The organism is Salinisphaera sp. T5B8 (assembly GCF_040361255.1).
Classification (GTDB): domain Bacteria; phylum Pseudomonadota; class Gammaproteobacteria; order Nevskiales; family Salinisphaeraceae; genus Salinisphaera.
In genome coordinates this window covers 146119-169055 of sequence record NZ_APNG01000009.1, presented here as the reverse complement: position 1 = coordinate 169055, position 22937 = coordinate 146119, and the positions used below count along the sequence as shown (strand labels likewise).

The 22937-nt window shown below is 62.7% G+C and carries 22 protein-coding genes and 1 riboswitch; of the genes, 12 read left to right on the top strand and 10 right to left on the bottom strand.

From position 1 onward, the window contains the following. Positions 1-77: 77 nt before the first annotated feature. Positions 78-623, bottom strand: coding sequence for a YdcF family protein (locus tag T5B8_RS10210; protein ID WP_353178441.1), 546 nt, complete (start codon positions 621-623; stop codon positions 78-80). Between the two features lie 148 nt (positions 624-771). Here T5B8_RS10210 and T5B8_RS10205 point away from each other — a divergent pair, with 148 nt between their 5' ends. Beyond that, complete coding sequence (locus T5B8_RS10205; RefSeq protein WP_353178440.1) at positions 772-1278, top strand: invasion associated locus B family protein; 507 nt, start codon at positions 772-774, stop codon at positions 1276-1278. A 46-nt stretch (positions 1279-1324) separates the two neighbouring features. Next, complete coding sequence (locus T5B8_RS10200) at positions 1325-1927, top strand: ATP-binding protein (RefSeq protein WP_353178439.1); 603 nt, start codon at positions 1325-1327, stop codon at positions 1925-1927. A 10-nt stretch (positions 1928-1937) separates the two neighbouring features. Here T5B8_RS10200 and T5B8_RS10195 read toward each other — a convergent pair whose 3' ends face one another. Then, positions 1938-2528 carry an acyl carrier protein phosphodiesterase gene (locus tag T5B8_RS10195; RefSeq protein WP_353178438.1) on the bottom strand — a complete coding sequence of 197 codons (591 nt, stop codon included), beginning with the start codon at positions 2526-2528 and terminating at the stop codon, positions 1938-1940. Positions 2529-2666: 138 nt separating this feature from the next. Between T5B8_RS10195 and T5B8_RS10190 the strand changes: the two genes are divergently transcribed. Continuing rightward, positions 2667-3797 (top strand): aminotransferase class V-fold PLP-dependent enzyme, encoded by a 1131-nt coding sequence (locus tag T5B8_RS10190; RefSeq protein ID WP_353178436.1) that lies wholly within the window; start codon positions 2667-2669, stop codon positions 3795-3797. Between the two features lie 58 nt (positions 3798-3855). On the opposite strand, the gene T5B8_RS10185 is transcribed toward T5B8_RS10190, so the two are convergent. After that, positions 3856-4482: a carbonic anhydrase gene (locus T5B8_RS10185; protein ID WP_353178434.1), complete on the bottom strand. Its 627-nt coding sequence runs from the start codon at positions 4480-4482 to the stop codon at positions 3856-3858. A gap of 492 nt (positions 4483-4974) precedes the next feature. Here T5B8_RS10185 and T5B8_RS10180 point away from each other — a divergent pair, with 492 nt between their 5' ends. Beyond that, the gene (locus T5B8_RS10180; RefSeq protein WP_353178433.1) at positions 4975-6006 is read left to right on the top strand and encodes a GGDEF domain-containing protein; all 1032 of its coding nucleotides are present in this window, start codon (positions 4975-4977) and stop codon (positions 6004-6006) included. A 24-nt stretch (positions 6007-6030) separates the two neighbouring features. Here T5B8_RS10180 and T5B8_RS10175 read toward each other — a convergent pair whose 3' ends face one another. After that, a complete protein-coding gene (locus T5B8_RS10175) occupies positions 6031-6399 on the bottom strand; it encodes a cupin domain-containing protein (RefSeq protein ID WP_353178431.1) in 369 nt (122 codons plus the stop codon). A 101-nt stretch (positions 6400-6500) separates the two neighbouring features. Next, a riboswitch (glycine riboswitch) is annotated at positions 6501-6590 on the top strand. Positions 6591-6750: 160 nt separating this feature from the next. On the opposite strand from T5B8_RS10175, the gene T5B8_RS10170 reads away from it, so the two are divergent. The 6 genes from T5B8_RS10170 (at position 6751) to eat (ending at position 14314) form a co-directional block, all read left to right on the top strand. After that, positions 6751-8013, top strand: coding sequence for a D-amino acid dehydrogenase (locus T5B8_RS10170; RefSeq protein ID WP_353178430.1), 1263 nt, complete (start codon positions 6751-6753; stop codon positions 8011-8013). A 73-nt stretch (positions 8014-8086) separates the two neighbouring features. Next, entirely contained in the window at positions 8087-9898 is a 1812-nt protein-coding gene (locus tag T5B8_RS10165; RefSeq protein ID WP_353178428.1) for a DEAD/DEAH box helicase, read from the top strand. A gap of 76 nt (positions 9899-9974) precedes the next feature. Then, complete coding sequence (locus T5B8_RS10160) at positions 9975-10262, top strand: hypothetical protein (protein WP_353178426.1); 288 nt, start codon at positions 9975-9977, stop codon at positions 10260-10262. A gap of 339 nt (positions 10263-10601) precedes the next feature. Then, the gene (locus tag T5B8_RS10155) at positions 10602-12008 is read left to right on the top strand and encodes an ethanolamine ammonia-lyase subunit EutB (RefSeq protein WP_353178424.1); all 1407 of its coding nucleotides are present in this window, start codon (positions 10602-10604) and stop codon (positions 12006-12008) included. Beyond that, positions 12005-12868: an ethanolamine ammonia-lyase subunit EutC gene (gene eutC, locus T5B8_RS10150; RefSeq protein ID WP_353178423.1), complete on the top strand. Its 864-nt coding sequence runs from the start codon at positions 12005-12007 to the stop codon at positions 12866-12868. The genes T5B8_RS10155 and eutC overlap by 4 nt, the downstream gene beginning before the upstream one ends. A gap of 27 nt (positions 12869-12895) precedes the next feature. Beyond that, positions 12896-14314, top strand: coding sequence for an ethanolamine permease (gene eat, locus T5B8_RS10145; RefSeq protein WP_353178421.1), 1419 nt, complete (start codon positions 12896-12898; stop codon positions 14312-14314). A gap of 15 nt (positions 14315-14329) precedes the next feature. Here eat and T5B8_RS10140 read toward each other — a convergent pair whose 3' ends face one another. Next, complete coding sequence (locus T5B8_RS10140) at positions 14330-14785, bottom strand: YaiI/YqxD family protein (RefSeq protein ID WP_353178419.1); 456 nt, start codon at positions 14783-14785, stop codon at positions 14330-14332. Positions 14786-15044: 259 nt separating this feature from the next. Then, positions 15045-15251: a cold-shock protein gene (locus T5B8_RS10135; protein WP_006912776.1), complete on the bottom strand. Its 207-nt coding sequence runs from the start codon at positions 15249-15251 to the stop codon at positions 15045-15047. A 407-nt stretch (positions 15252-15658) separates the two neighbouring features. Between T5B8_RS10135 and T5B8_RS10130 the strand changes: the two genes are divergently transcribed. Continuing rightward, a complete protein-coding gene (locus T5B8_RS10130) occupies positions 15659-16441 on the top strand; it encodes a flagellar brake protein (RefSeq protein ID WP_353178417.1) in 783 nt (260 codons plus the stop codon). A 276-nt stretch (positions 16442-16717) separates the two neighbouring features. On the opposite strand, the gene acnA is transcribed toward T5B8_RS10130, so the two are convergent. The 4 genes from acnA to T5B8_RS10110 form a co-directional block, all read right to left on the bottom strand. Further along, positions 16718-19465, bottom strand: coding sequence for an aconitate hydratase AcnA (acnA, locus tag T5B8_RS10125; protein WP_353178415.1), 2748 nt, complete (start codon positions 19463-19465; stop codon positions 16718-16720). 164 nt (positions 19466-19629) lie between these two features. After that, positions 19630-20259, bottom strand: a complete 630-nt coding sequence (locus T5B8_RS10120) for a DUF489 family protein (protein WP_353178413.1) — start codon at positions 20257-20259, stop codon at positions 19630-19632. Then, on the bottom strand, positions 20256-21404 hold the full coding sequence (gene mnmA / locus T5B8_RS10115) for a tRNA 2-thiouridine(34) synthase MnmA (protein ID WP_353178412.1): 1149 nt from the start codon (positions 21402-21404) through the stop codon (positions 20256-20258). Before mnmA ends, T5B8_RS10120 begins: the two co-directional genes overlap by 4 nt. A gap of 1 nt (position 21405) precedes the next feature. Further along, positions 21406-21849 carry an NUDIX hydrolase gene (locus T5B8_RS10110; RefSeq protein ID WP_353178410.1) on the bottom strand — a complete coding sequence of 148 codons (444 nt, stop codon included), beginning with the start codon at positions 21847-21849 and terminating at the stop codon, positions 21406-21408. Between the two features lie 120 nt (positions 21850-21969). Between T5B8_RS10110 and fabD the strand changes: the two genes are divergently transcribed. After that, positions 21970-22926, top strand: coding sequence for an ACP S-malonyltransferase (gene fabD, locus T5B8_RS10105; RefSeq protein WP_353178408.1), 957 nt, complete (start codon positions 21970-21972; stop codon positions 22924-22926). The last annotated feature ends 11 nt before the right edge of the window (positions 22927-22937 follow it).

Here is a 22937-nt window from a genome sequence, read left to right as displayed (position 1 = left end):
CAGCACACTCGGCATCGGCGTGAACAACCTGGTGGGTTTACACAGCTAGGCCCGCATAACGCGGTCGTCGCTGGCTGTCACCACCAGGCGGCGCGGCCGAGCAGCTGATAGGCGAACAGTTTCATCGCTTCGCTGCGCCGGCGTTGCGCAGTCAGCGGCACGGGTGCGGCGGCCGAGCAGATCTCGGGCTGGGCGCATTGGGCACGGGCGGTCAGATAGGCGCGATAACTATGGTGCTGGTCGGTCACGATCGCCAGCCGCTGGGCATCGCGCACAGCGGCCAGGGCACAGCTGTTGGCCAGATTTTCATAGGTCGAACGCGCCGCGCGCTCCACGAGGATGCGTTTTTGCGGCACGCCAAGTCGCGCCGCTTCGCGGGCCAGACGGACCGCCGAATCACCCCCGTGCCCGGCGCCCGAGAACACGATGCGATCCACCTGTCCGGCCTTGAACAGGCCCACCGCGCGGCGAGTGCGGCGATAGTCCGGCCCGCCGCTAAGCACGATCGCCGTGGTCGCGGGCGTTTTCACGCGCTCGCAGGGTGCCGGCACGCTACCGATCCAGACATAGTCCAGTGTCGCGCGGGTAAGCAGCACGATAACGAGCGCCAGCGCGAGTGCCATGCCCAGGTGTCGAGGTCGCAGAATGCCGATTGCTCTGTCTCTTTAGCCAGCTAAATGAAAGCGCTTGTGCTACCGAATCATGGTGGCATGTCACGGTCGCTGTATTGTCTAGTAAAGTACCGATAAATACATGCCCCGGGGCCTATCTATGTCGTCACGTTTGCTTATGCCCATGCGCGCCGTTGTGTTGGCGCTTGTGCTGTCGTTCATCGCCACCGCGGCTTTCGCCCAGGATTCGGGCAAGGTGGAGACCTTCCAGGATTGGGAAGTGCGCTGTCCGGAGCAGGGCGACGGGGCCTGTGAAATGACCCAGCTGGTGAACAGCCCGGACAATGGCAAACCGATTCTGCGGGTCGTGATGGGCTATCCGCCGGAAGTCGATACGGCGGCGATGGTGTTCATTCTGCCGCTGGGTACGCGTCTGGCGCCCGGCGTACAGTTCCAGGTCGATGGCGATCAGCCCCGGCGTTTTCCGTTCCAGATCTGTCTGGAGCAGGGCTGCCGGGCCGACTTTCCTGTAGACGACGCACTACGCAACAAATTGCGTAGCGGCAGCAAGGCCACCGTGAGCCTGATCGGCCCGCGCGGCGACCGGATCGATCTGAAGGTGTCACTGCAGGGCTTTACCAACGCGGACAACCGTATCCGCAAGTAGTCTGAGTCGTTTCGCGCCTAACCAAAAAAAACAAGAAGGTCTCGATATGGCGGAGCATTCGAATTCCAGCGCGCAAACACGCGAGGACTATTCCTACGAAGCCTTCGGGCGAGACTTCTTCGAACATGCGGTCACGGTCGAACGCGTCGAACAGGCGTTGTCGAATCTGACCGGCAACGCCGTGGATTTCGGCCCGCGCAACGTGGGTCCGGGCGGACTGGCGCGTATCCAGGCCGAGGGAAATATCGGCGAACCGTCGGTGATGCGACGCGAGGGTGAACTCATCGAGTTCGCCTTGATGATTCCGATCGATCTCGATCTGACGGTACGCCTGGCCGGCCACGATCACCGCTTCGAAACCGAGCTGCGCGCGCATCTCAAGCTTACGGCCCGTGCCCAGGCGCCGCTGCATATCTTCATCGATATCCCCGCGCCCGGCGAGAAGGATATCGATGTCGAACTCAACGCCCGTGGCCTGCGGGCATCCGTGCTGGATGTGGTGGCCGACGTCGAAGGCGAGCTCAAGCGCTATGTGGTGCGCTATGTGGCCAAGCAGATCGACAAACCCGAAATCCGGCGTATGCGCGAAATCGACGTACGTCGGCGCCTGGAAAAGAACGCGCCGGAACAACAGCTCGAAGACGTTTGAGCGGCGTCTGTTACGCGTCGGTCCGCGGCGTGCGGTCGATACAGCTGATCACATCGTAAAGATCGCGCATGATTAGCGCGATTTCCTGGTCGAAGGCTGATTGCTGAGCTTCTAACGCCGGCAGTGCCGCAGCTACGGGATTGTCACGGCGCAGCCGCCGGGCCACCGAGTCGAGCGCGCGTTGAATGCCCTGTGGTGCGCGATAGCCCACCAGGATCGTTTCCAGGCCCTGTAGCCGAGTCGCTGCGAATGGCGCCTGCGCGGGCCATTCGTCGATCACGCGGCGCTGCGCGTCGCGGGCGAAGGCCTCGAGGGGGCGGTCGTGGAATTGCGGCCAGGCACGGGCGAGTGCGTGATCGAGGCCGATATCCACTAGGATACCGGCATAGCGGCGCAGGGGCGCATCGAAACGGTTGCGTAGCCGTCGATGCGCGCTGTGTGCATCGCTGTGGCCGTCGATCGCACGATGCAGGCGGATGCCATGGCGAATGGTCGGGGCAAAGCGATCGTCCAGGCGGCCCTTGATCTCGTCGCCGAGAATCTGGCCGGCAAAAGAGGTATGCGTATATTCGGCAATCAGCAGATGAGCCAGCAGGTTCACAACGATATCCAGCACGCATGCCGCAGCGCATGCGTTCGGCAAATGAGTGTGCCTAGAATACCCTTCGATCGGCCGGTTTTTGCGGTTCGTTTTATGCGACAGTAGCGGCCACAAGGCAGTAAAAACAGGATATTCGCCATGACGCAGGCGCGCTCAACCGTCGACCCCGATGGCTTGCTGGAATATTCGGTCGTGTATACCGACCGTGCCCTCAATCATATGTCGGCGCGCTTCAAGCAGGTGCTTACCGGCGTGTCCGGGGTGCTCAAGCAGGTATACAACGCCCATTCGGCGGTGATCGTGCCCGGCAGCGGTACCTTCGGTATGGAGGCCGTGGCACGCCAGTTTGCCCATGGCGCGCATTGTCTGGTCATCCGCAACGGCTGGTTCAGCTATCGCTGGAGCCAGATCCTGGATATGGGCGTGATTCCCGAATCCACGACCGTGCTCAGCGCGGTACGGGAATACGACGCGCCGCAGGCACCGTTTGCTCCCGCGGCGATCGCCGACGTGGTGGCGACCATCGAGGCCGAGCGCCCGGCCGTGGTCTTCGCGCCCCATGTCGAAACCTCGGCGGGCATGCTGTTGCCCGACGATTATCTGCAGGCCGTCGGCGAGGCGGTGCATGCCTACGGCGGGCTGTTCGTGCTCGATTGTATTGCCTCGGGTACGCACTGGGTCGATATGCAGGCCTGTGGTATAGATATTCTCATCAGCGCACCACAAAAAGGCTGGAGTGCCTCGCCGTGCTGCGCCATGGTCATGCTCAGTGAACATGCCCGCGAACGGATCGAGAACACGACCAGCAGCAGCTATGCCTGCGATTTGCGCAAGTGGCTCCAGATCATGGAAACCTACGAGGGCGGCGGTCATGCCTATCATGCAACCATGCCAACCGACGGTCTCACGCGTTTGTTAGCGATGATGGAAGAAACGCGGGCGCTGGGTTTCGAAACCGCGCGCGAGCGCCAGTTCGCGCTCGGCCGTGGCATACGCGATGCCTTGCAGACACATGGCTTCGACAGCGTCGCCGCGCCGGGTTTTCAGGCCTCCGGCGTCGTGGTGAGCTATACCCGCGATGCCCGGATCCAGTCCGGGGCGCGCTTCGCCGAAGCGGGCGTACAGATCGCGGCTGGGGTGCCGTTGATGTGCGGCGAGGGCGAGGATTTCCAGTCGTTTCGGATCGGCCTGTTCGGCCTCGACAAGCTCTACGACGTCGATGCCTGTGTTTCGCGCTTCGTAGCCGCGCTGGAAACGTTGAACGACTGATCGCTTGAGTGGCCCGCTCGTGGTCAGGCGCATCGCCGGCGCGGCGCCGTATGCCGCGCTAGGGCGACTCGACATCCTCCAGGAATCGAACTTCGCCGGTTTCGACGGCATATTCGGCGCCGACGATTTCCAGGCGCCTGTCCGCAATGAGTTGTTCGAGAATGTCCGAGCCATGCGACAGACGCTTAACCGAGCGCGCGACATTGGCCCGCACAGCCGCATGAATGAGCGCATGTCGGTCCTCGGCGAGCTCGCTGTCGAGCAGTTTTGCCACCGATGGCCGCACGCGATCGACGATCGAACGCAGGTTGCGCGACTGGTTTTCGGTGGGCCGCTGCAGTTCGTCGAGCGTGGCGGTGATCGCGCCGCACTGGGTGTGGCCGAGTACCACCACGAGCGGCGTGCCGAACTTTCCGGCCGCGAATTCGATACTGCCGATCTGTGAGGGCGCCACGATATTGCCGGCCACGCGAATCACGAACAGATCGCCCAGACCCTGGTTGAACACGATCTCGGCCGGCACACGCGCATCCGAACAGCCGAGCACGATCGCAAACGGGCTTTGCCTGAGCACGAGTTCGGCAGGCCGGGCGTGTCGGCTCAAGGTGTCCGAATTCTGGATGTTGTCGACGAATTGCCGGTTACCCAGTTTCAGTCGTTCACGGGCTTCGGCGGCGCTAATCATTAAGAGGACGAGGTCGTGCCTGGGCCGCTCACTGTACACCGTGCGGCGGGCGCCGGTGCCGGTACGCGCGCCTGGGCCGTGTCGATACCGTCGTTGGCGGCCCGCCATCGGTGAGCGCGTATTCGGTCTTGGGGCCCGGGCATGGCGAATATGACGCGCTATGCATGTTCGGGATTGGCACTAGGCAATTGCAGATATATTTGCGTGCGCCGATAGCCACCCCGAAAGGCCGTTCGAGACTTGCGCCGGGTCATCGACACGCGCCGGTTTTCAATTTATAACGAGAGCGGGCGGTTGATACGAAACGCGCACGATCGCGAAAGATCAAACACCGGAAATTTCCAAGCGAAGGGGCGTGCGCACATGCGGTGCGCGTAATTTCGTAGCGCCGCACGGCGGCTGGGTACACGACAAGCGTATGAATAACGGGTTCTCGGGGGAAGGCGCGCTGGCGGATGTGGGGTTGGCCATAGCGGGGCCGCGGCACATTCCATGAAAAGTCTTTTTCCCAAGCGCGATCATTTTCCCGATGTTCGCCCGTATCAGCAGACGGTGTTGACGGCGCTGCTGTGGTTTACCTGCACGGCGGTATTCGGCTATGCCTTGCTGCACTTCTATCTGGATGCGCGCTGGTTGGCCGTGGCCGAACTGTGCCTGGTGGCCTATGCCGCGTTGCTGCTTTATGTGATCCACGAAACCGGCCGCGCACCGATCAACAACCTGATCTTCGTGGTGCCGTTTTTCTTTGTCATGATGCTTTCGCTGCTGGCCAAGCAGAACGGCATCGCGGTTTTCGTATGGGTTTTTCTGGTACCGCTACTGTCGCATCTGCTGTTGGGCCGATGGCAGGGGCTCTGGGTGGCGTTGCTGTTTATCAGCTGCGCCGGGGGAATCTTTGTCTATCGTTACGGCTTGTGGGATGGCTGGCCGGGTTATCTGAGCGTCGTCAATATCGTGCTGTGTACCGCCTCCACGCTCGGGTTTTCGTATATCTACGAGGCCAGTCGCGAAAAGACGGAGTCCGAACTGCGTGCATTGGCGCTGGCCGATCCTTTGACCGGGCTGGCTAACCGCTCGCGTTTTCGTGATGTGTTCGCGCGCGAGCGCCAGCGCTATCTGCGCCAGAAAATACCGCTGGCGATGCTCGTCGTCGATCTCGACCATTTCAAGCGCGTCAACGACGACTACGGCCACGACGCGGGTGATATGGCGCTATGTTTCGTGGCAGAGCTGCTTGCCAGCCGTATTCGCCAGACCGATATCGCGGGCCGTCTTGGCGGCGAGGAATTCGGCATCCTGTTATCGGGGGCGGATATCGCGCACGCCCGACAGATCGCCCAGGACCTGTGCGATCTGGTTCATGACCGGCCGTTTCGCTATCGCGGCAAGGATATTCCGTTATCAGCCAGTATCGGCATTGCCGAACTCGGGCGCGATGGCATGGACTTCAGAAGCCTGTTCGCAAAGGCCGATCGGCGCCTCTATCAAGCCAAGGCCGAAGGCCGCAATCGGGTGGTCGGCTGAATCAGTACTCACGCGGTGGGCGCGCTAGAGTGCTTCGTAGCAGTCTGGCGTAAAACGCGGCGTACAGATGGCATAGAAGATCAGATCGCAATCGCCGTTGTTGTGAATCCGCTGGGCGGTGTCCGGCGCGATCGACACCACGTCGCCGGCCGCCACGGTTTCGCGCAGGCGCTCGCCGACTTCCACCACGCCCTGGCCGGAAACGATCAGATAGCGTTCGGCGGTGTCTCGCAGACGATGCCAGGCCGTGGTCACGCCGGGCGCCACCCGGGCCCGGGCGATGGAGAGGGCCGGATCATCCGGCGTATTGGAGATTTCGCGTATCGCGCAGCGCTCGGCGGTTTCGAATTCGACCGTATCGCGGGCGCGGCGCAGGGTCGACGGTATTGGCATGGCGATTGCTCATGGTATCTTGGACAAAACATCGGCATCGATCACGCACAGAGGCTGGGCGTTGGCGTGCCGATACCGGATTCGACACCTATTCATACATTCACGCAATAGCGGGAGAGACCGGCGTAAAGCCGGCGCCGAAGGAGCAACCGCCCCGGAAACTCTCAGGCATCAGGGACCGTTATCGCGCCCATATCCGAAGAGTCGCGCAGCCGTAACCGGCCGGCGTGCACCGAAGGAGCAAGCCCGCGGGCCATCGACGCGCGGGTGAATCTCTCAGGTTCAGTGACGGAAGGGGCGGCGCCTGCCACGCGGCAGGTTTTCACGCACGACGCTATCGGATAGACGCTCATGAATCATATTGCAATTATCGGCGGGGGCATCACCGGGGTCACCACGGCCTACGCACTCGTTCAGCGCGGTTACGAGGTCACGCTGTTCGACCGCAATCGCTATGCGGCGATGGAGACCTCCTTCGCCAATGGCGGTCAGCTTTCTGCTTCCAACGCCGAGGTCTGGAACCACTGGCCCATGGTCTTCAAGGGCATGAAGTGGATGTTTCGCAACGATGCCCCGTTGCTGGTCAACCCGAAACCGTCCTGGCACAAATTGTCGTGGTTTCTGGAGTTCATCGCCGCGATCCCGCAGTACGGCCGCAACACCACCGAAACCGCGCGCATGGCGATCGAGGCGCGTGAGTTTCTGTTTTCCTGGGCCGAGCGCGAGAACATCGATTTCGATGTCAAGCGCAAGGGCATTCTGCATATCTATCGCAATCGCGCCGGCTATCGCCATGCCGAGAAGGTGTCGCGCCTGCTCGCCGAAGGCGGCCTGGAGCGCCAGCCGGTCACCCCGGAAGAAATGCGGGCGATCGAACCCGCGCTGGCGGGCGAGTATTACGGCGGCTTCTTTACCGAAAGCGATTCCAGCGGCGATATTCACAAATTCACCCAGGGCCTGGCGCGGGCCGCACAGGCACAGGGCGTACGCTTTCACTACAACCACAGTGTCGAAAGCGTTCAATCCGATGGGCAGCAGGTCACCATCGCGGCCTGCGACAACGACACGCCCGAGGACCGGGTCACGCTCGAGTTCGACGGCGTGGTGGTGTGTGCGGGTACCGGCAGCCGCGACATTGCTGCGCAGCTGGGCGATCGCGTGAACGTGTATCCGGTCAAGGGCTATTCGATTACCGTCGATCTGGAAGACGAGGCCTCGCAACAGGCCGCGCCCGAAGTCAGTCTGCTCGACGATGAAACCAAGCTCGTGTGTGCGCGCCTGGGCGCAGATCGTCTGCGCGTGGCCGGCACCGCCGAGTTCAACGGGTTCAACCGCGATATCCGGGCGGATCGGATCGAGCCGCTGGTGGATTGGGTCAAGCAGTGCTTTCCCGACGTGAAAACGCGCCAGGTCATCCCCTGGGCCGGTCTGCGCCCGATGATGCCGAACATGATGCCGCGCGTGGGCGGCGGAAAGGCGCCGAACGTGTTCTACAACACCGGGCACGGCCATTTGGGCTGGACGCTGTCGGCGCTGACCGCGGACTCCGTTGCCGCCATCATCGACGATACCGCGTCGGAAAAACGGGGACCGACGACTGTGAATAACGGGTAGAATGAGCGTCCGCGCCATTCCGGCGCAGTGTTTTTTCGGGCGCAGCTGAGCGCCCGTGCCTGCCAGGCTGTGCATGTCCACCCCTAATGAAAACGAATCCGCCCAGGTCGCCTTCAGCGATCTGGCGCTCTCCGATGCCGTCATGGCGGCCCTCGCCGATGTCGGCTACGAGACGCCGTCGCCCATTCAGGCGGCGACCATTCCGCCGTTGCTGGCCGGCAAGGACGTGCTGGGCCAGGCTCAGACCGGCACCGGCAAGACGGCGGCCTTCGCGCTGCCCATTCTCTCCGGGCTGACCGGGCGGGCCGGCAAGGCACCGCAGGCGCTGGTACTCACGCCCACGCGTGAGCTCACCATCCAGGTGGCCGAGGCCTTTCAGCGCTATGCCGCGCATATCCCGGGTTTTCATGTGCTGCCGATCTATGGTGGCCAGGGCTATGGCCCACAGCTGGCTGCGCTCAAGCGCGGCGTGCATGTGGTGGTAGGCACGCCGGGTCGGGTGATGGATCATCTCAAGCGCGGTACGCTCAAGCTCGACGCGCTCGACTGGATGGTGCTCGACGAAGCCGATGAAATGCTGCGCATGGGCTTTATCGAAGACGTGGAATGGATCTTCGAACAGACCCCGGCCGAGCGCCAGGTCGCACTATTTTCGGCCACCATGCCGAGTGCGATCCGGCGTATCGCCAAGACGCACCTGCGCGAGCCGCAGGAAATCACCATCCAGGCCAAGACCACGACGGCGGTCAACATCCGCCAGCGTTACTGGATCGTGGGTGGCGGCACCAGCAAACTCGACGCACTCACGCGTCTGCTCGAAGCCGAGCCCTTCGACGCGATGATCGTATTCGCGCGTACCAAGAAATCCACCGATGAGCTCGCCGAGCGGCTGTCGGCCCGCGGTTATGCCTGCGCGGCGCTCAACGGCGATATCGCCCAGAACCAGCGCGAGCGCACGGTCGCCAAGCTCAAGAACGGCCAGCTGGATATCATCGTAGCCACCGACGTGGCCGCGCGCGGGCTGGATGTGGAACGCATCAGCCATGTGATCAATTTCGATATTCCGCACGATACCGAGGCCTATGTGCATCGTATCGGGCGCACGGGCCGGGCCGGGCGCGAAGGTGATGCCATCCTGTTCGTGACCATGCGCGAAAAACGCCTGTTCAAGGCGATTGAGCGAGCCACGCGTCAGGCCATCGAGCCGATGGACCTGCCCAGCATCGCCGAGGTCAACGAACAACGCATCACCCGTTTCAAGCAACGTATTTCGGTCACGCTGGCCGAAGGCAACCTGGCGCCGTTTCGCGAACTGCTCGACGAATACCGCGGCGAGCACAATGTCGACCCCGAAGAACTGGCCGCCGCGCTGGCGTATCTCGCCCAGGGCGACGAGCCGCTCATGCTCAAGCCCGGCAAGCCCGATCGTGGTGCAGGCCCGCGCGATATGGGAGCGCAGACCCCCAAGAGTGCGAACAAGGGTGCGTCGCGCCAGCAATCCTTCGGCGATGGCGATCTGGAAACCTTTCGTATCGAGGTCGGACGCAGCCACGGTGTGGAGCCGCGCAATATCGTCGGCGCGATCGCCAACGAGGCCGGTGTGGATAGCGCCCATATCGGGCGTATCGATATCCGCGACGACTTCAGCCTGGTCGATCTGCCCAAGGGCATGCCCGAGGATATCTTCGCCCATCTCAAGACGGTGTGGGTCGCCGGGCGCCAGCTCGCGATCACGCGTGCGCACGACGCGCCGCCGGCCCCGCCCGCCGGGCGCCGCAAACCCAAACCCAAATCCAAACCCAGGGCGAAGAAAGCGGGCAAGACCAAAGCCAAGGCGGCCAAGGCAAAACCGGGCAAGCGTCGCGCCAAGCCGACAGGCGACTGACATAGCGGCGCGCTTGAAAGATTCGACATAGCCCGCAGGGTGATTCGCAGTTGCGGCGACCCGAGGGCACAGACTCATGAGTTCGAATACCCCCACGCATATCGATATCGGCGGTATCGCACTGCCGCGCGAGGAACTCGTGCAGGTGCTGCCCGATATCGAGCGCTTTGAACGACACCTGCCGGATGCACTGGCCGTCGACCGCGATATGAAAGCCAGTGGCGGCGCCGTGCCGGACTACGTGCGGCAATGGCCGCAGGCGCGCATCGATGCGGTCGTGCGCACCCTCAAGGAAGTGGGCAGCCTGCGCGAGCAGGCCAGCGAACAGATGCAAAGCGCCGGCGCCGGTCGTAGCCGCCACTGACGACAGACGCGCGCTGTGCCGCGGTCACCGCACGATTACAGTGCGTTGATTGAAGGCGATGTTCGCTTAAGCAAGCGCTGAATAACCGCTCGCGGATCGCGTTCGCGGCCTTACATGCGTGTGCGCCAAAGCAGCCAAGTGCGGCGCCTGCCTTGTTGGCAGGTCAGGGCGAGAGGTTGTGCAGAGCTTGCCTCAAAGCTGGAATGTATCTTGCTGTGCACGGGCCATGGCCTGTGTCATATTCAAATCGCGAGCCCGAGCCCGGTACGGGCTGATACATGCTGAGCGCCGTCGGCAACCGCATGGCGTCGCTTACGCGACGACGGAGGTGCGAGCGAGATGAGTGGCAACTATCGCTATACCCTGGGTGAGCGAACCTATCGCTTCGACAGCCTGGCCGAGCTCATGGCTAAGGCAACGCCGGCGCGATCGGGCGATCGGCTGGCGGGTGTTATCGCGGAATCGGCCGAACAGCGGGTCGTCGCCCAGATGGCGCTGGCGGATCTGCCGTTGGCGACGTTTCTCGAAGACCTGCTGGTGCCCTACGAGGAGGACGAAATCACGCGGTTGATCGTTGATCGCCACGATCGTCAGGCGTTCGAAACGATTTCGAGCTTTACGGTAGGCGATTTTCGCAACTGGCTGCTCAGCGACGAGGCCACGCCCGAGGTGCTCGACGCCCTACGACCGGGGATTACGCCGGAAATGGCGGCGGCCGTGAGCAAGATCATGCGCAACCAGGACTTGATTCTGGTCGCACGCAAGTGCCGGGTGCGCAGTGCGTTTCGCAACACCATCGGCCTGGCGGGGCATTTGTCGACTCGCCTGCAGCCGAATCATCCCACCGATGATCTGACCGGGATCGCGGCCAGTATTTTCGATGGGCTGCTCTATGGCAACGGCGATGCTGTGATTGGTATCAACCCGGCCACGGATAACGTCGCCCAGTCGGTCAAGCTGTTGCACATGCTCGATGCGGTGATCCGCAAATACGAAATTCCCACCCAGTCGTGCGTGCTCACCCATGTCACGAACACGCTGGAAGCGATCGAGCAGGGCGCGCCGGTGGATCTGGTATTTCAGTCGATCGGTGGCACCGAAGCCACCAATCGCGGCTTTGGTTTCGGCCTGGCTGAACTGGCCGAGGCGCGCGATGCGGCGCTGTCGCTCAATCGCGGCAGCGTGGGCGATAACGTCATGTATTTCGAAACCGGGCAGGGCAGTTCGCTGTCGGCGGATGCCCACCACGGCCTCGACCAGCAGACCTGCGAGGCGCGTGCCTATGCCGTGGCGCGCGAGTTCAAGCCGTTACTGGTCAATACCGTGGTCGGTTTCATCGGTCCGGAATATCTGTTCGACGGCAAGGAAATCATTCGCGCGGGCCTGGAAGATCATTTCTGCGGCAAGTTGCTGGGTGTGCCGATGGGCTGCGACGTGTGCTACACCAACCATGCCGAAGCCGACCAGAACGATATGGACAACCTGCTCACGCTGCTGGGCGTGGCCGGCTGCAATTTCGTGATGGGTATTCCCGGCTCCGACGACATCATGCTCAATTATCAGACCACCTCGTTCCACGATGCGCTCTATGTACGCCGCGCGCTCGGCCTCAAACCCGCGCCCGAGTTCGAGGCCTGGCTCAAACACATGGAAATCGTGCGCGACGGCGATTCGCATCGCCTGTCCGAGCGCTTGCCTCAGTCGTTCGCGCGTTCGCTGGAGCGGCTGCCGGAGACCGGCTCATGAGCGATCGCAAGCCGTCGACACCGGCCGACAGGTCAGCCGCGGCAGGCGACGACATCGGCGTGGTCGATAACCCCTGGCAGGGGCTACGTGCATTCACCGATGCCCGTATCGGTCTCGGGCGCGCCGGCATCAGCCTGCCCACTCAGCGCATGCTCGAATTCCAGCTCGCCCATGCGCAGGCCAAGGACGCCGTCCATTGGCCGCTGGATGTGGCCGCGCTTAGCGAGCAGCTTACCGACACGCTCGAAATCGACGCGCCGCTTCGGCTACACAGCCAGGCTAGCGATCGCACCGAGTATCTGCAACGCCCGGATCTGGGTCGGCGGCTGGATGAGGACTCGCGCAAGCGGCTCGACGACACGGCCGACGCCGAGGATTCACCCTTCGACCTCGCGCTGGTGATCGTCGATGGCCTGTCGGCGCGTGCGATCGGGGCCCATGCCGTGAATTTCCTCGCGGCACTCACCCGCGAGCTGGATGCCGACGATAACGATTGGCGGCAGGCGCCGCTGACCGTGGTCGAGCAGGGCCGGGTCGCCATCGGCGATGAAGTAGGCGAAGCACTCAACGCCAATGCGGTGCTGGTGTTGATTGGCGAGCGTCCGGGCCTGAGCTCGCCCGACAGTCTGGGCTTGTATCTGACCTGGGCGCCCAAGCGGGGTGTCTCCGACGCCCAGCGCAACTGTATTTCCAACGTGCGTCCCGAAGGGCTGAAAATCGATGCCGCTGCGGCGCGTGCGCGTTATTTGCTGAATGAGGCCCGGCGGCTCGAGCTCTCCGGGGTGAAGCTCAAGGACCGTAGCGAAGACGACGTCATCGATCACGACAAGAACGAGACGGGCAATTTCCTGACTTCCTGATTTTTTTCTCACCTTGGGGGTGACGTCATGGCAGGCTCGACGGTAAACGAGGACTATCTGGCCAAGCGCCAGCTCAAACGTGGTACGGCCGGCTGGTTGTTGTTGGCTGGTCTGGGTGTTTCCTACGTCATCTCCGGCGATTTTGCCGGCTGGAACTTCGGGATTGCCGAGGCCGGCTGGGGCGGATTCGCAATCGCTGCGATATTGATGGCGATCATGTATTTCACGCTGGTGCTCGCCCTCGCCGAGATGTCGGCAGCGATTCCGGCCGCCGGTGGCGGCTATAGCTTCGCGCGCCAGGCCATGGGGCCTGCCGGCGGTTATCTCACCGGTCTGGCGGTACTCATCGAATACGCGCTGGCGCCGGCGGCGATCGTGATATTCATCGGCGCGGCGGTCGAAGAACTGCTCGGCTTCAACGGCCCGATCGTCTATGCCGTGTTTTATGCGCTGTTCATCGGCATTCATCTCGCCGGGGTGGGCGAAGCGCTGAAGGTGATGATGGTAATCAGCGGCTTGGCGGTGTTTGCGATCCTGGCGACCGCGGTGGCGTTGATTGGTGATTTCGACGTCGCCAACCTGTTCGATATCGAGCCCACGGACGCGCTGGGCGCATCCACGTTCCTGCCGTTGGGGTTCTACGGTATCTGGGCCGCGTTGCCGTTCGGGATGTGGCTGTTTTTAGCCGTCGAAGGCGTGCCCCTGGCGGCCGAGGAAGCCAAAAACCCGGCCCGCGACGTGCCCAAGGGCATTATCGGGGCGATGATCTTTCTGCTGGGTACGGCGGTGCTGGTGGTGGTTCTGCTCGCGGGTGCGGCGGGCGCGAAGGCGATTGGCGATAGCGGTGTGCCACTGGTGACCGCGCTCAAGGATACCGGCAGCCAGACGCTGGCCACCGTGGTGAACGTGCTTGGTCTGGCCGGGCTCATCGCCTCGTTCTTTTCGATTATCTACGGCTATAGCCGACTCGTCTTTGCGCTCTCGCGCGCTGGCTATCTGCCCAAGTTCATGTCGCTGACCAGCCGTCGCAAGGCGCCAACGTGGGCGCTCGTGGTGCCGGGCGTGCTCGGTTTCATTGTTTCCTTGAGTGGCGCGGGTGATCTGATCCTCGGCATGGCGGTGGTGGGCGCGACACTGTCGTATGCCCTCATGGCGCTCAGCCACATCCTATTACGGGTCAAGCAGCCGGATCTGGAGCGTCCTTACCGTACCCCGGGTGGCATGGTGACCTCGGGCATTGCGTTGATGCTGTCGCTGATCGCGCTCACCGGTGTCTATGCCTTCGATCCGCGGGCCTTCGGTTACACGATCGTGCTGTTCGTGCTCGGCGCGGCGTACTTCTTCGTATTCAGCCGGCATCATCTGGTCGCGCGCACGGCCGAAGAGGAGTTCGCATTACTGGCTCAGGCCGAGTCCGATCTGGACGAACACGAGTCGGGCGGCTGAGTAGTACGCCCCGTTCTAGTAGCGTTTACGCTCGCGCGCGAGCAGGCGATCGAGCTGCTTGGCGAACGCGTGGCGGTCGTTCTGGCTGAAGGGCGGCGGGCCGCCGGTATCGACACCGGCGCCGCGCAGACCGTCCATGAAGTCGCGTACGGTCAAGCGCGCCCGAATATTGTCGCGCGTATAGAGTTCGCCACGCGGGTCGAGTGCGATCGCCTGTTTTTCGATGACCTCGGCGGCCAGGGGTATGTCCGCGGTGATCACGAGATCACCCGGCGCGACCCGTTTGACGATTTCGTTATCCGCAACGTCGAAGCCGGCGCCCACTTGCAAGGTCGTAATCGTCGGGGATCGCGGCACGCGGATGGGTTGGTTGGCCACCAGCGTCACCATGACACCTGTACGCCGGCTGGCGCGAAACAGCATGTCCTTGATCACGACCGGACAGGCGTCTGCATCGACCCATATATTCATTGACATAGGCGACGGGCTGTTGGCAGGGCAATGCACACGGGCAGAGGAATATCGCTGTAAGTGCCAAGCCCTAAACGACAAATCGGACAGCCTCCACGCAAAAACCGATGATTCGGTATCGACGTAGTGGCTATCCGATATGACGGTTTCGGTCCAAAAGGACCGATCCGGCGCTGTATCAGTTCAGTTCGCCTTTGACCTCGTCCGCTGTCCAGCGGCTTGGGTCGAGGCTAGCTGATCCGTACAGGGTGCCGTATTTTTAGACCGCGACCACCTTGTTGGCGCACGGTCCTTTCTTGCCTTCACCCACTTCGAATTCGACGGCCTGGCCGTCTTCGAGGGTGGCAAAGCCGCCGCCGTTCTTGATCTCGGAGTGGTGCACGAAAAGGTCCTTGCTGCCATCTTCAGGGGCGATGAAGCCGTAACCCTTTTCGGAACTGAACCACTTAACGGTGCCTTTGGCCATAATTTTCTCTTACTTGATCTAAACTAATTTAATGCAGCCACGCTGCAGCGCCAGTGTAACCCTTCAGCAGCGAAATGATATGGGTTGGCAAAAATATTCTTGGCAAATGGTGGGTCTATCGTTTTGAAAAACGGAAAAATCCTTTAAGTCGGGTTGACTTTGAAATAGGATAAGTACGTCTTTTTGAAAAGATAGTCGCTTATACCGAAACTCCGTTGCAGGGTCGCGGTTCGGTTGCGTATTTTATTTCGTCGGCACCCGCCCGCGGGCAGCGAACGACGCGCTACCATGCCAATATGCGCCATCGACGCGCCCGTTCGACGGGCCGGGCGCTATCTCAAGCGTGCTCCGCTTCGGCCGATAGATAGGCCACGGCGTGGCCAGCCATTTTCAGGACAATCGAATCCATGACCGATAGCCCCCGTTATGCCGAGATCGATACCCCCGAGGGGGTCGCGGATACGTTCGTGGAGCTGACCTGGGATACCCACGATGTCACGGTTCGATTCGACGGGGCGATGATTCAGTATCCGGTGAGTGTTGTCTCGGTGGACCGTACACTCGGGCGTTGCGTGCTGGATATGACGGGCACTGCGGACCTGGAACAGCTGCTCAGGACGAAACAGCGTTTCACCGTGCATGCACGCCGCCATTCGGCGGCGCTACAAAGCGAAACCTTGCAGTGCATTGGTGTATCGCAAAGCGGTGCGCGCTTGAGTGTCTGTGCGTCGTTGCCGGATAGCGTCGCCCTGCTCAAACGGCGGGGTCAGTTCCGGGCAGCGTTGAGCGATAGCATGGCGGTGATGGTGCTGCTGTCCTCGCCCAAGGGCCGCGAATGGCATGCCACGCTGCGTGACCTGTCGGCCGGTGGCTGTCTGCTGAGTTTGCCCGAAGACGAGGCCGAAGGTATCGAAGTCGGCATCGACGACTATCGGATCGAGGCATTTTTTCCCAACGGCGAAACCTTCGCAGTGAATGGCCAGGTCAGCCACCGCTATCGCAACGCCGAAACCGACCTGTGCTACCTGGGCATGGCCTTCGATATTCGTGCAGAAAAAGCCGCCCGTGAAGTCTGGCGCTATGTGCGCGAGGTCGAGCGCGAAGTCGCGCGGCAAACATCGCCGCGTTCGGAAATGCGCCCATTGGCGCCGTCGCCGCTTTTCAGCGCCCCCGGCAAGACGGCGAAATAGCCGCGGCGCGCAACGCGCGCATGCGCCGTAATACGGATTAAAAAGGCTGCGACGATCAGGCCGCGCAGAAGCGCGTGCGGCGGGGCCCACAGGTCTGGCCCGTTCCATTATTACTCCGGCCCCGAAAACAGCTGACCCGGTCAGCTGTTTTCTACGCGGCTGTACGCACGCATACCGCGCAGCCGCGCGACTGGCCATCGAATGAACATAAAAAAAGCCCCGCCGAAGCGGGGCTTTTTTTGCATGACCTATGGCGGGCCGCTGGCCCGCGCAGGGTTATGCGGCCTGGGCGAGCTGACGCAGCACGTAGTGCAGGATGCCGCCGTTCTGGTAATAGTCCCATTCCTTGGGCGTATCGATACGCACCTTGGCGGTGAACTCGGTGGTTTCACCGTTTTCCTTGGTCGCCTTGACGGTGACTTCGGAGGCGCCGGACTCAAGGCCTTCGATATCGAAGGTCTCGGTGCCATCCAGGCCCAGCGAATCGGCATTCTCGCCTTCCTTGAACTGCAGCGGCAGTACGCCCATGCCGACCAGGTTCGAACGATGGATACGTTCGAAGGACTGGGCGATGACGGTCTTCACGCCGAGCAGCAGGGTGCCCTTGGCAGCCCAGTCACGCGAGGAGCCGGTGCCGTATTCCTTGCCGGCCAGCACCACCAGCGGGGTGTTGTCTTCGGCGTACTTCATGGCCGCGTCGTAGATGAACATCTCGTCGCCGGAGGGCTGATGACGGGTCCAGCCGCCCTCGGTGCCCGGCGCCAGCAGGTTACGCAGGCGCACATTGGCGAAGGTGCCGCGCATCATGACTTCGTGGTTGCCGCGACGCGAGCCGTAGCTGTTGAAGTCCGACGGCGAGACGCCTTTTTCCTGCAGGTACTGACCCGCGGGCGAATCCTGGGTGATCGCACCGGCCGGCGAGATATGGTCGGTGGTGATCGAATCACCCAGCAGGGCCAGACAACGCGCGCCCTGGATGGTCGGGATTTCGTCGACATCGACCGACATGCCTTCGAAGTAGGGCGGGTTCTGCACGTAGGTGCTGGTTTCGTCCCAATCGAAGATCTCGCCTTCGGGCACGTCCAGGCCTTTCCAGCGGGAATCGCCGGCGAACACGTCGCCGTAGCTGTCCTTGAACATCTCGGAGTTCAACGAGCTGCCGATGGTGTCGTAGATTTCCTTCTGCGACGGCCAGATATCACGCAGGTAGACATCGTTGCCGTCGGCGTCCTGGCCGAGCGGGTCGTTGTTCATGTCCAGATCGATGGTGCCGGACAGCGCGTAGGCCACGACCAGCGGCGGGCTGGCCAGGAAGTTCATGCGCACGTCGCCGTGGACACGGCCTTCGAAGTTACGGTTGCCCGACAGCACCGAGGCCACGTTGAGGTTGTGCTCGCGTACCGCGTTGCCGATCGGCTCGGGCAGCGGCCCGGAGTTGCCGATACAGGTGGTGCAGCCGTAGCCGACCAGCTGAAAGCCGAGCTTGTCGAGATCGTCGTCCAGACCGGCTTTTTCCAGATATTCGGTGACCACCTTGGAGCCGGGGGCCAGCGAGGTCTTGACCCAGGGTTTGACCTGCAGGCCCTTCTGGATGGCGTTACGGGCCAGCAAGCCGGCGCCGATCATCACGGCCGGGTTCGACGTGTTGGTGCAGGACGTAATGGCAGCGATCACCACCGAGCCGTCGTGCAGGTCGAAATCCTGCTCCTTGTAATTGACCGGGGCATGGATCGCGCCTTCGACGCTATCGGAGGCCAGACCCGCTTCGCTCTGTTGCTTGGCCTCGGCCATGCTCTTGTCTTCGGGGTCGGATTTTTCCGCACGCGCCTTGATGAAGGGCTCGACTTCGCGACGATAGGTCTTTTGCATGTCGGCCAGCAGCACGCGGTCCTGCGGGCGTTTCGGGCCGGCCAGCGACGGCTGCACGGTGGACATGTCCAGTTCGAGCACGTCGGTGTAGTCGGCGTCGGGCTCGCCTTCCTCGCGCCACAGGCCCTGGGCCTTGGCATAGGCTTCGACCAGCTCCAGCTGTTCGGCGGGACGGCCGGTGAGTTCCATGTAGCGGATGGTTTCGCCGTCGACCGGGAAAATACCGCAGGTCGCGCCGTATTCGGGCGCCATGTTGGCGATGGTCGCGCGATCGGCCAGCGGCAGATCGGCCAGGCCGTCGCCGAAGAATTCCACGAACTTGCCGACCACGCCCTTGGCGCGCAGCATTTCCGTAACCGTGAGCACCAGATCGGTGGCGGTGCAGCCTTCGGCCAGCTTGCCGGTGAGCTTGAAGCCCACGACCTGCGGGATGAGCATGGTGATCGGCTGGCCGAGCATCGCCGCTTCGGCTTCGATACCGCCCACGCCCCAGCCGAGCACGCCCACGCCGTTGATCATGGTGGTGTGGGAATCGGTGCCGACCAGCGTGTCCGGGTAGGCCAGGTTGGTGTCTTCATTGCCGAAGACCACGCGCGCCAGATATTCCAGGTTGACCTGATGGACGATGCCGGTATCCGGCGGCACGACCTTGAAGTTGTCGAACGCGCCCTGACCCCAGCGCAGGAACGCATAACGCTCCTTGTTGCGGTTGAATTCGAGCTTGGCGTTCAGATCGAAGGCCTTGTCGGTGCCGTATTCGTCGACCATGACCGAGTGGTCGATGACCAGTTCGGCCGGCGACAGCGGGTTGATCTTGTCCGGGCTGCCGCCGAGGTTGGCCATGGCATCGCGCATCGCGGCCAGGTCGACCACCGCGGGTACGCCGGTGAAGTCCTGCAGGACGACGCGCGCCGGAGTGAAGGCGATTTCGGTATCCGGCTCGGCCTTGGCATCCCAGTTGGCCAGCGCCTTGATATCGTCGGCATCGACGTTGGAACCGTCCTCATGGCGGAGCAGGTTCTCGAGCAGGATCTTCTGCGCGTAAGGCAGCTTGGCGATACCCGGGAACTGCTCCTGGAGTTTGGGCAGACTGAAGTAGTCGAAGCTGCGATCACCGGCAGTGAACTGCGCGCGTGTATTGAAACTGTCCGTCATAGGTTTTGTTCTCCAAAGACACTCGGTGGTTCTTCGATCCGGTAATAACCCGGACACTTGAAAAGCGCCGCGTAGTATAGCTTTTTCGCGGCCAGGGCTGCAGGTTTGATCACTTGCGGCGCTGTGCCGGCTGTGGATTCAACCCGTCGACGACAGGCGTTGCGTTAGCGCACGGGCGCCCGCGGGCCGATGTTTTCGAGCGATTTCAGCAATGCCTTGCGGCGTAGAAACAGGGATATGAAACCACCGCCACATTGCCGCCACATGATCGCGCAGCGCACGGCCGCCATGAGCTGAGTGCGCGCGCGCGCCTGAATGGCCTCGTTCTGAAGATAACTCGGATGGCCATGCAGCATGATGCGCGGCTTGGCCGGGCTGATGCTGTCACGATAGGCATCGTCGAGGATGGTGGGTACATCGGCCGGTTCGGCCAGACGCGCGCGATCGATCGCACCGCGCAGGCGCTTGAGCGCGGCGTCGTCCTTGCGCAGCGCGCCGGACAGGCGCAGCAGCTGGCCGATGTAGCGCGCGATCAGGGCGGATTTCTGGTCCGGTTTTTCGCCGGCGAGCTGACGCTTGAGGTAGGCGATCCCGTCGCCCACGCTGGGCAGGTCGCCATAGACCTCGATCACACTCTCCGGGTCGGTACAGAAGATCGCGTGCTTGGCGATTTCCAGACGCTGCGGCGTATCGCGCCCGTCCGCGGCAAGTTCATGCGCATAGAGCGCGAACTGGGCGACGCCGGCCAGGGACAGCGCCTGGTCGCGCAGGGTGTGCGTGGTTTGATCGCTCATGCGCTGGCAGAAATCTCGAGTTCGGAATGGCCGGCTGCCAGGATCTCGGCGCTGCCGAGGCACTGGTCGCCTTCATAGAAGACCGCGTACTGGCCGGGCGCGATTGCCCGCGGCGGTTGGTCGAAGTGTACCGTCAAGCCGCCGTCGGTGCCGGCTTCGATACGACAATCGATCGCGCGCTGGCGATAACGTACCTGTGCGCTGCAGCGCAGCGGTAGCTGCGGCGGCGCGATCAGCCAGTGCGGTTCGGCTGTGGTCAGCGAGGTTCGGGCGAGCTCGGGATGATCGTGATCCTGGGTAACCCAGAGGGTATCGGTATCCAGATCCTTGGCGGCGACATACCAGGGTGCCTGCGAGGCACCGGCCACGCCGCCCAGCCCGAGCCCCCGGCGCTGGCCGATGGTGTAGTAGATCAGCCCGGCATGTTCGCCGATCGTGCGCCCGTCCAGGGCCCCGCCACTCACGCGCACCGGTCCGGCGCGCCCGGACAGATACTGGCGCAGAAAACCTTCGAAGTCGCGTTCGCCGATAAAGCACACGCCCGTGCTGTCGGGTTTGTCGTGAACCGGCAGCCCGGCCTTGCGCGCGATCGCGCGTACATCGGTCTTGTAGGTCTCGCCGAGCGGAAACAGCGTGCGCTCGAGTGCGGCCATGGGTACGGCGGCCAGAAAATACGACTGATCCTTGCCCGGGTCGCGCCCGCGCAATAGGCGCGTGCCGTGCGCATCGTGGGCCAGGCGCGCGTAATGACCGGTCGCGATCGCATCCGCGCCGAGACGTTCGGCGTGATGCAAAAAGGTGTCGAACTTGATCTCGCGATTGCACAGCACATCCGGATTCGGTGTGCGCCCGGCGGCATAACTGTCGAGAAAATAGCGAAACACCCGTGCCTTGTATTCGCGCGAGAAATCGGCGCGATGCAGCGGGATATCGAGGGCTTCGCAGACCGCGGCGGCGTCGTCGAAATCGTCGGCGGCCTGGCAGCGGCCGGCCTCGTCCTCGCTCCAGTTGAACATGAACAGGCCTTCGACCTGATAGCCGGCCTCGACCAGCTGTAGCGCGGTCACCGATGAATCCACGCCGCCGGACAGGCCGACGATCACGCGGGTGTCGCCAGGAGCACGTTGCCAGAAGGGCACAGACATATCAGCGGGCCCGGATATGGCGTACGCGTTCGAGCGCCAGGGCGTCGAAGTCGTTGAAGTCGGCGATCGACTGCAATACCAGTGGGCTGCGCAGATCGTCGCGCGCGCGCAGCTGCTCGGCGCTGAGCCAGTGGGCGGCGATGATGCCGTCGTCGAGCGGCTGTTCGGGCGCATGCGCATCAACGGTGCCGCAGAACGCGAAGCGCAGGGTGGTGCGCCCGTCCTCGTGCGGCCAGTGGTACATGCCGACCAGCCCGGTGGGCGTGAAACGCCAGGCGGTTTCCTCGAAGGTTTCGCGAACGACCGCGTCGAGCAGCGTTTCGCCGGGCTCTACATGGCCGGCCGGCTGGTTGATCACGCGTTTGCCGTGGGCGAATTCCTCGACGACCAGGTAGCAGTCGTCGACACATACAACCGCGGCCACGGTGAGTTCTGCGTGGACCAAGACAGCCTCCGCGTGATGATCTGGATCCAAACAATGGATTCTAGCAAACGGGCTTTTCACGTGGCCAAGCAGAATTCGGGTGGGTATGATGCCGGTCATCGTTTGATCACGACCGTTTCTATGTCGCGTTTGGGGATGATTTTTCCCGGTCAGGGTGCGCAGTCCGTGGGGATGCTCGCCGCGCTGGCCGAACGCTATCCGGTAGTCGCCGACACGTATGCCGAAGCCAGCGATGCGCTGGGCTACGATATGGCCGCCCTTATCAATGAAGGCCCGGCCGACAAGCTCGACCAGACCGAATTCACGCAGCCTGCGCTGGTCACCGCCGGCATCGCGGTATGGCGTGTCTGGCAAAGCCGTAACGGCCGCATGCCGGAGTTTCTGGCCGGTCACAGCCTGGGCGAATACACCGCACTGGTCGCTGCCGAAGCACTGGATTTCGGCGACGCGCTGCGTCTGACGCAAATGCGCGGCAAGGCCATGCAGAATGCGGTCGCCCCCGGTGAAGGCGCGATGGCAGCCGTGATCGGCCTCGAGGACGACGCGGTGCGCGAAGTCTGTGCCGCAGCCGAGCATAGCCATGCCGACCAGGGGCTGGTGGTATCGGCGGCAAACTTCAATGCACCCTTGCAGGTCGTCATCGCCGGTCATGCCGAGGCGGTGGCCACCGCCAGCCGGCTGGCCAAGGAAAAAGGCGCGAAGTTGGTCAAGCCCCTGGCGGTAAGTGTGCCGTCGCATTGTGCGCTGATGCAGCCGGCCGCTGAACGGCTACAATCGCATCTGCTGGAAATCCCCCTGCGCCAGCCGCGGCTGACCGTGCTGCATAATGTCGATGCCCAGCCGCGCGAAGATATCGACGGCATTCGCAAGGCGCTGGTGCGCCAGCTCGCGCAATCGGTGCTCTGGGCGGATACGATTCGTGCCATGCGCGCCGCGAACTGCGGCACGCTACTGGAGTGCGGTCCGGGCAAGGTGCTCACCGGGCTCAACAAACGTATCGACAAGAGCGCGACAGCGCTGGCGTTGTCGGATGTCGACAACCTGCGCCAGGCGCTGGATGCGACTGAACAAGAATAGCGCGCCTCGCG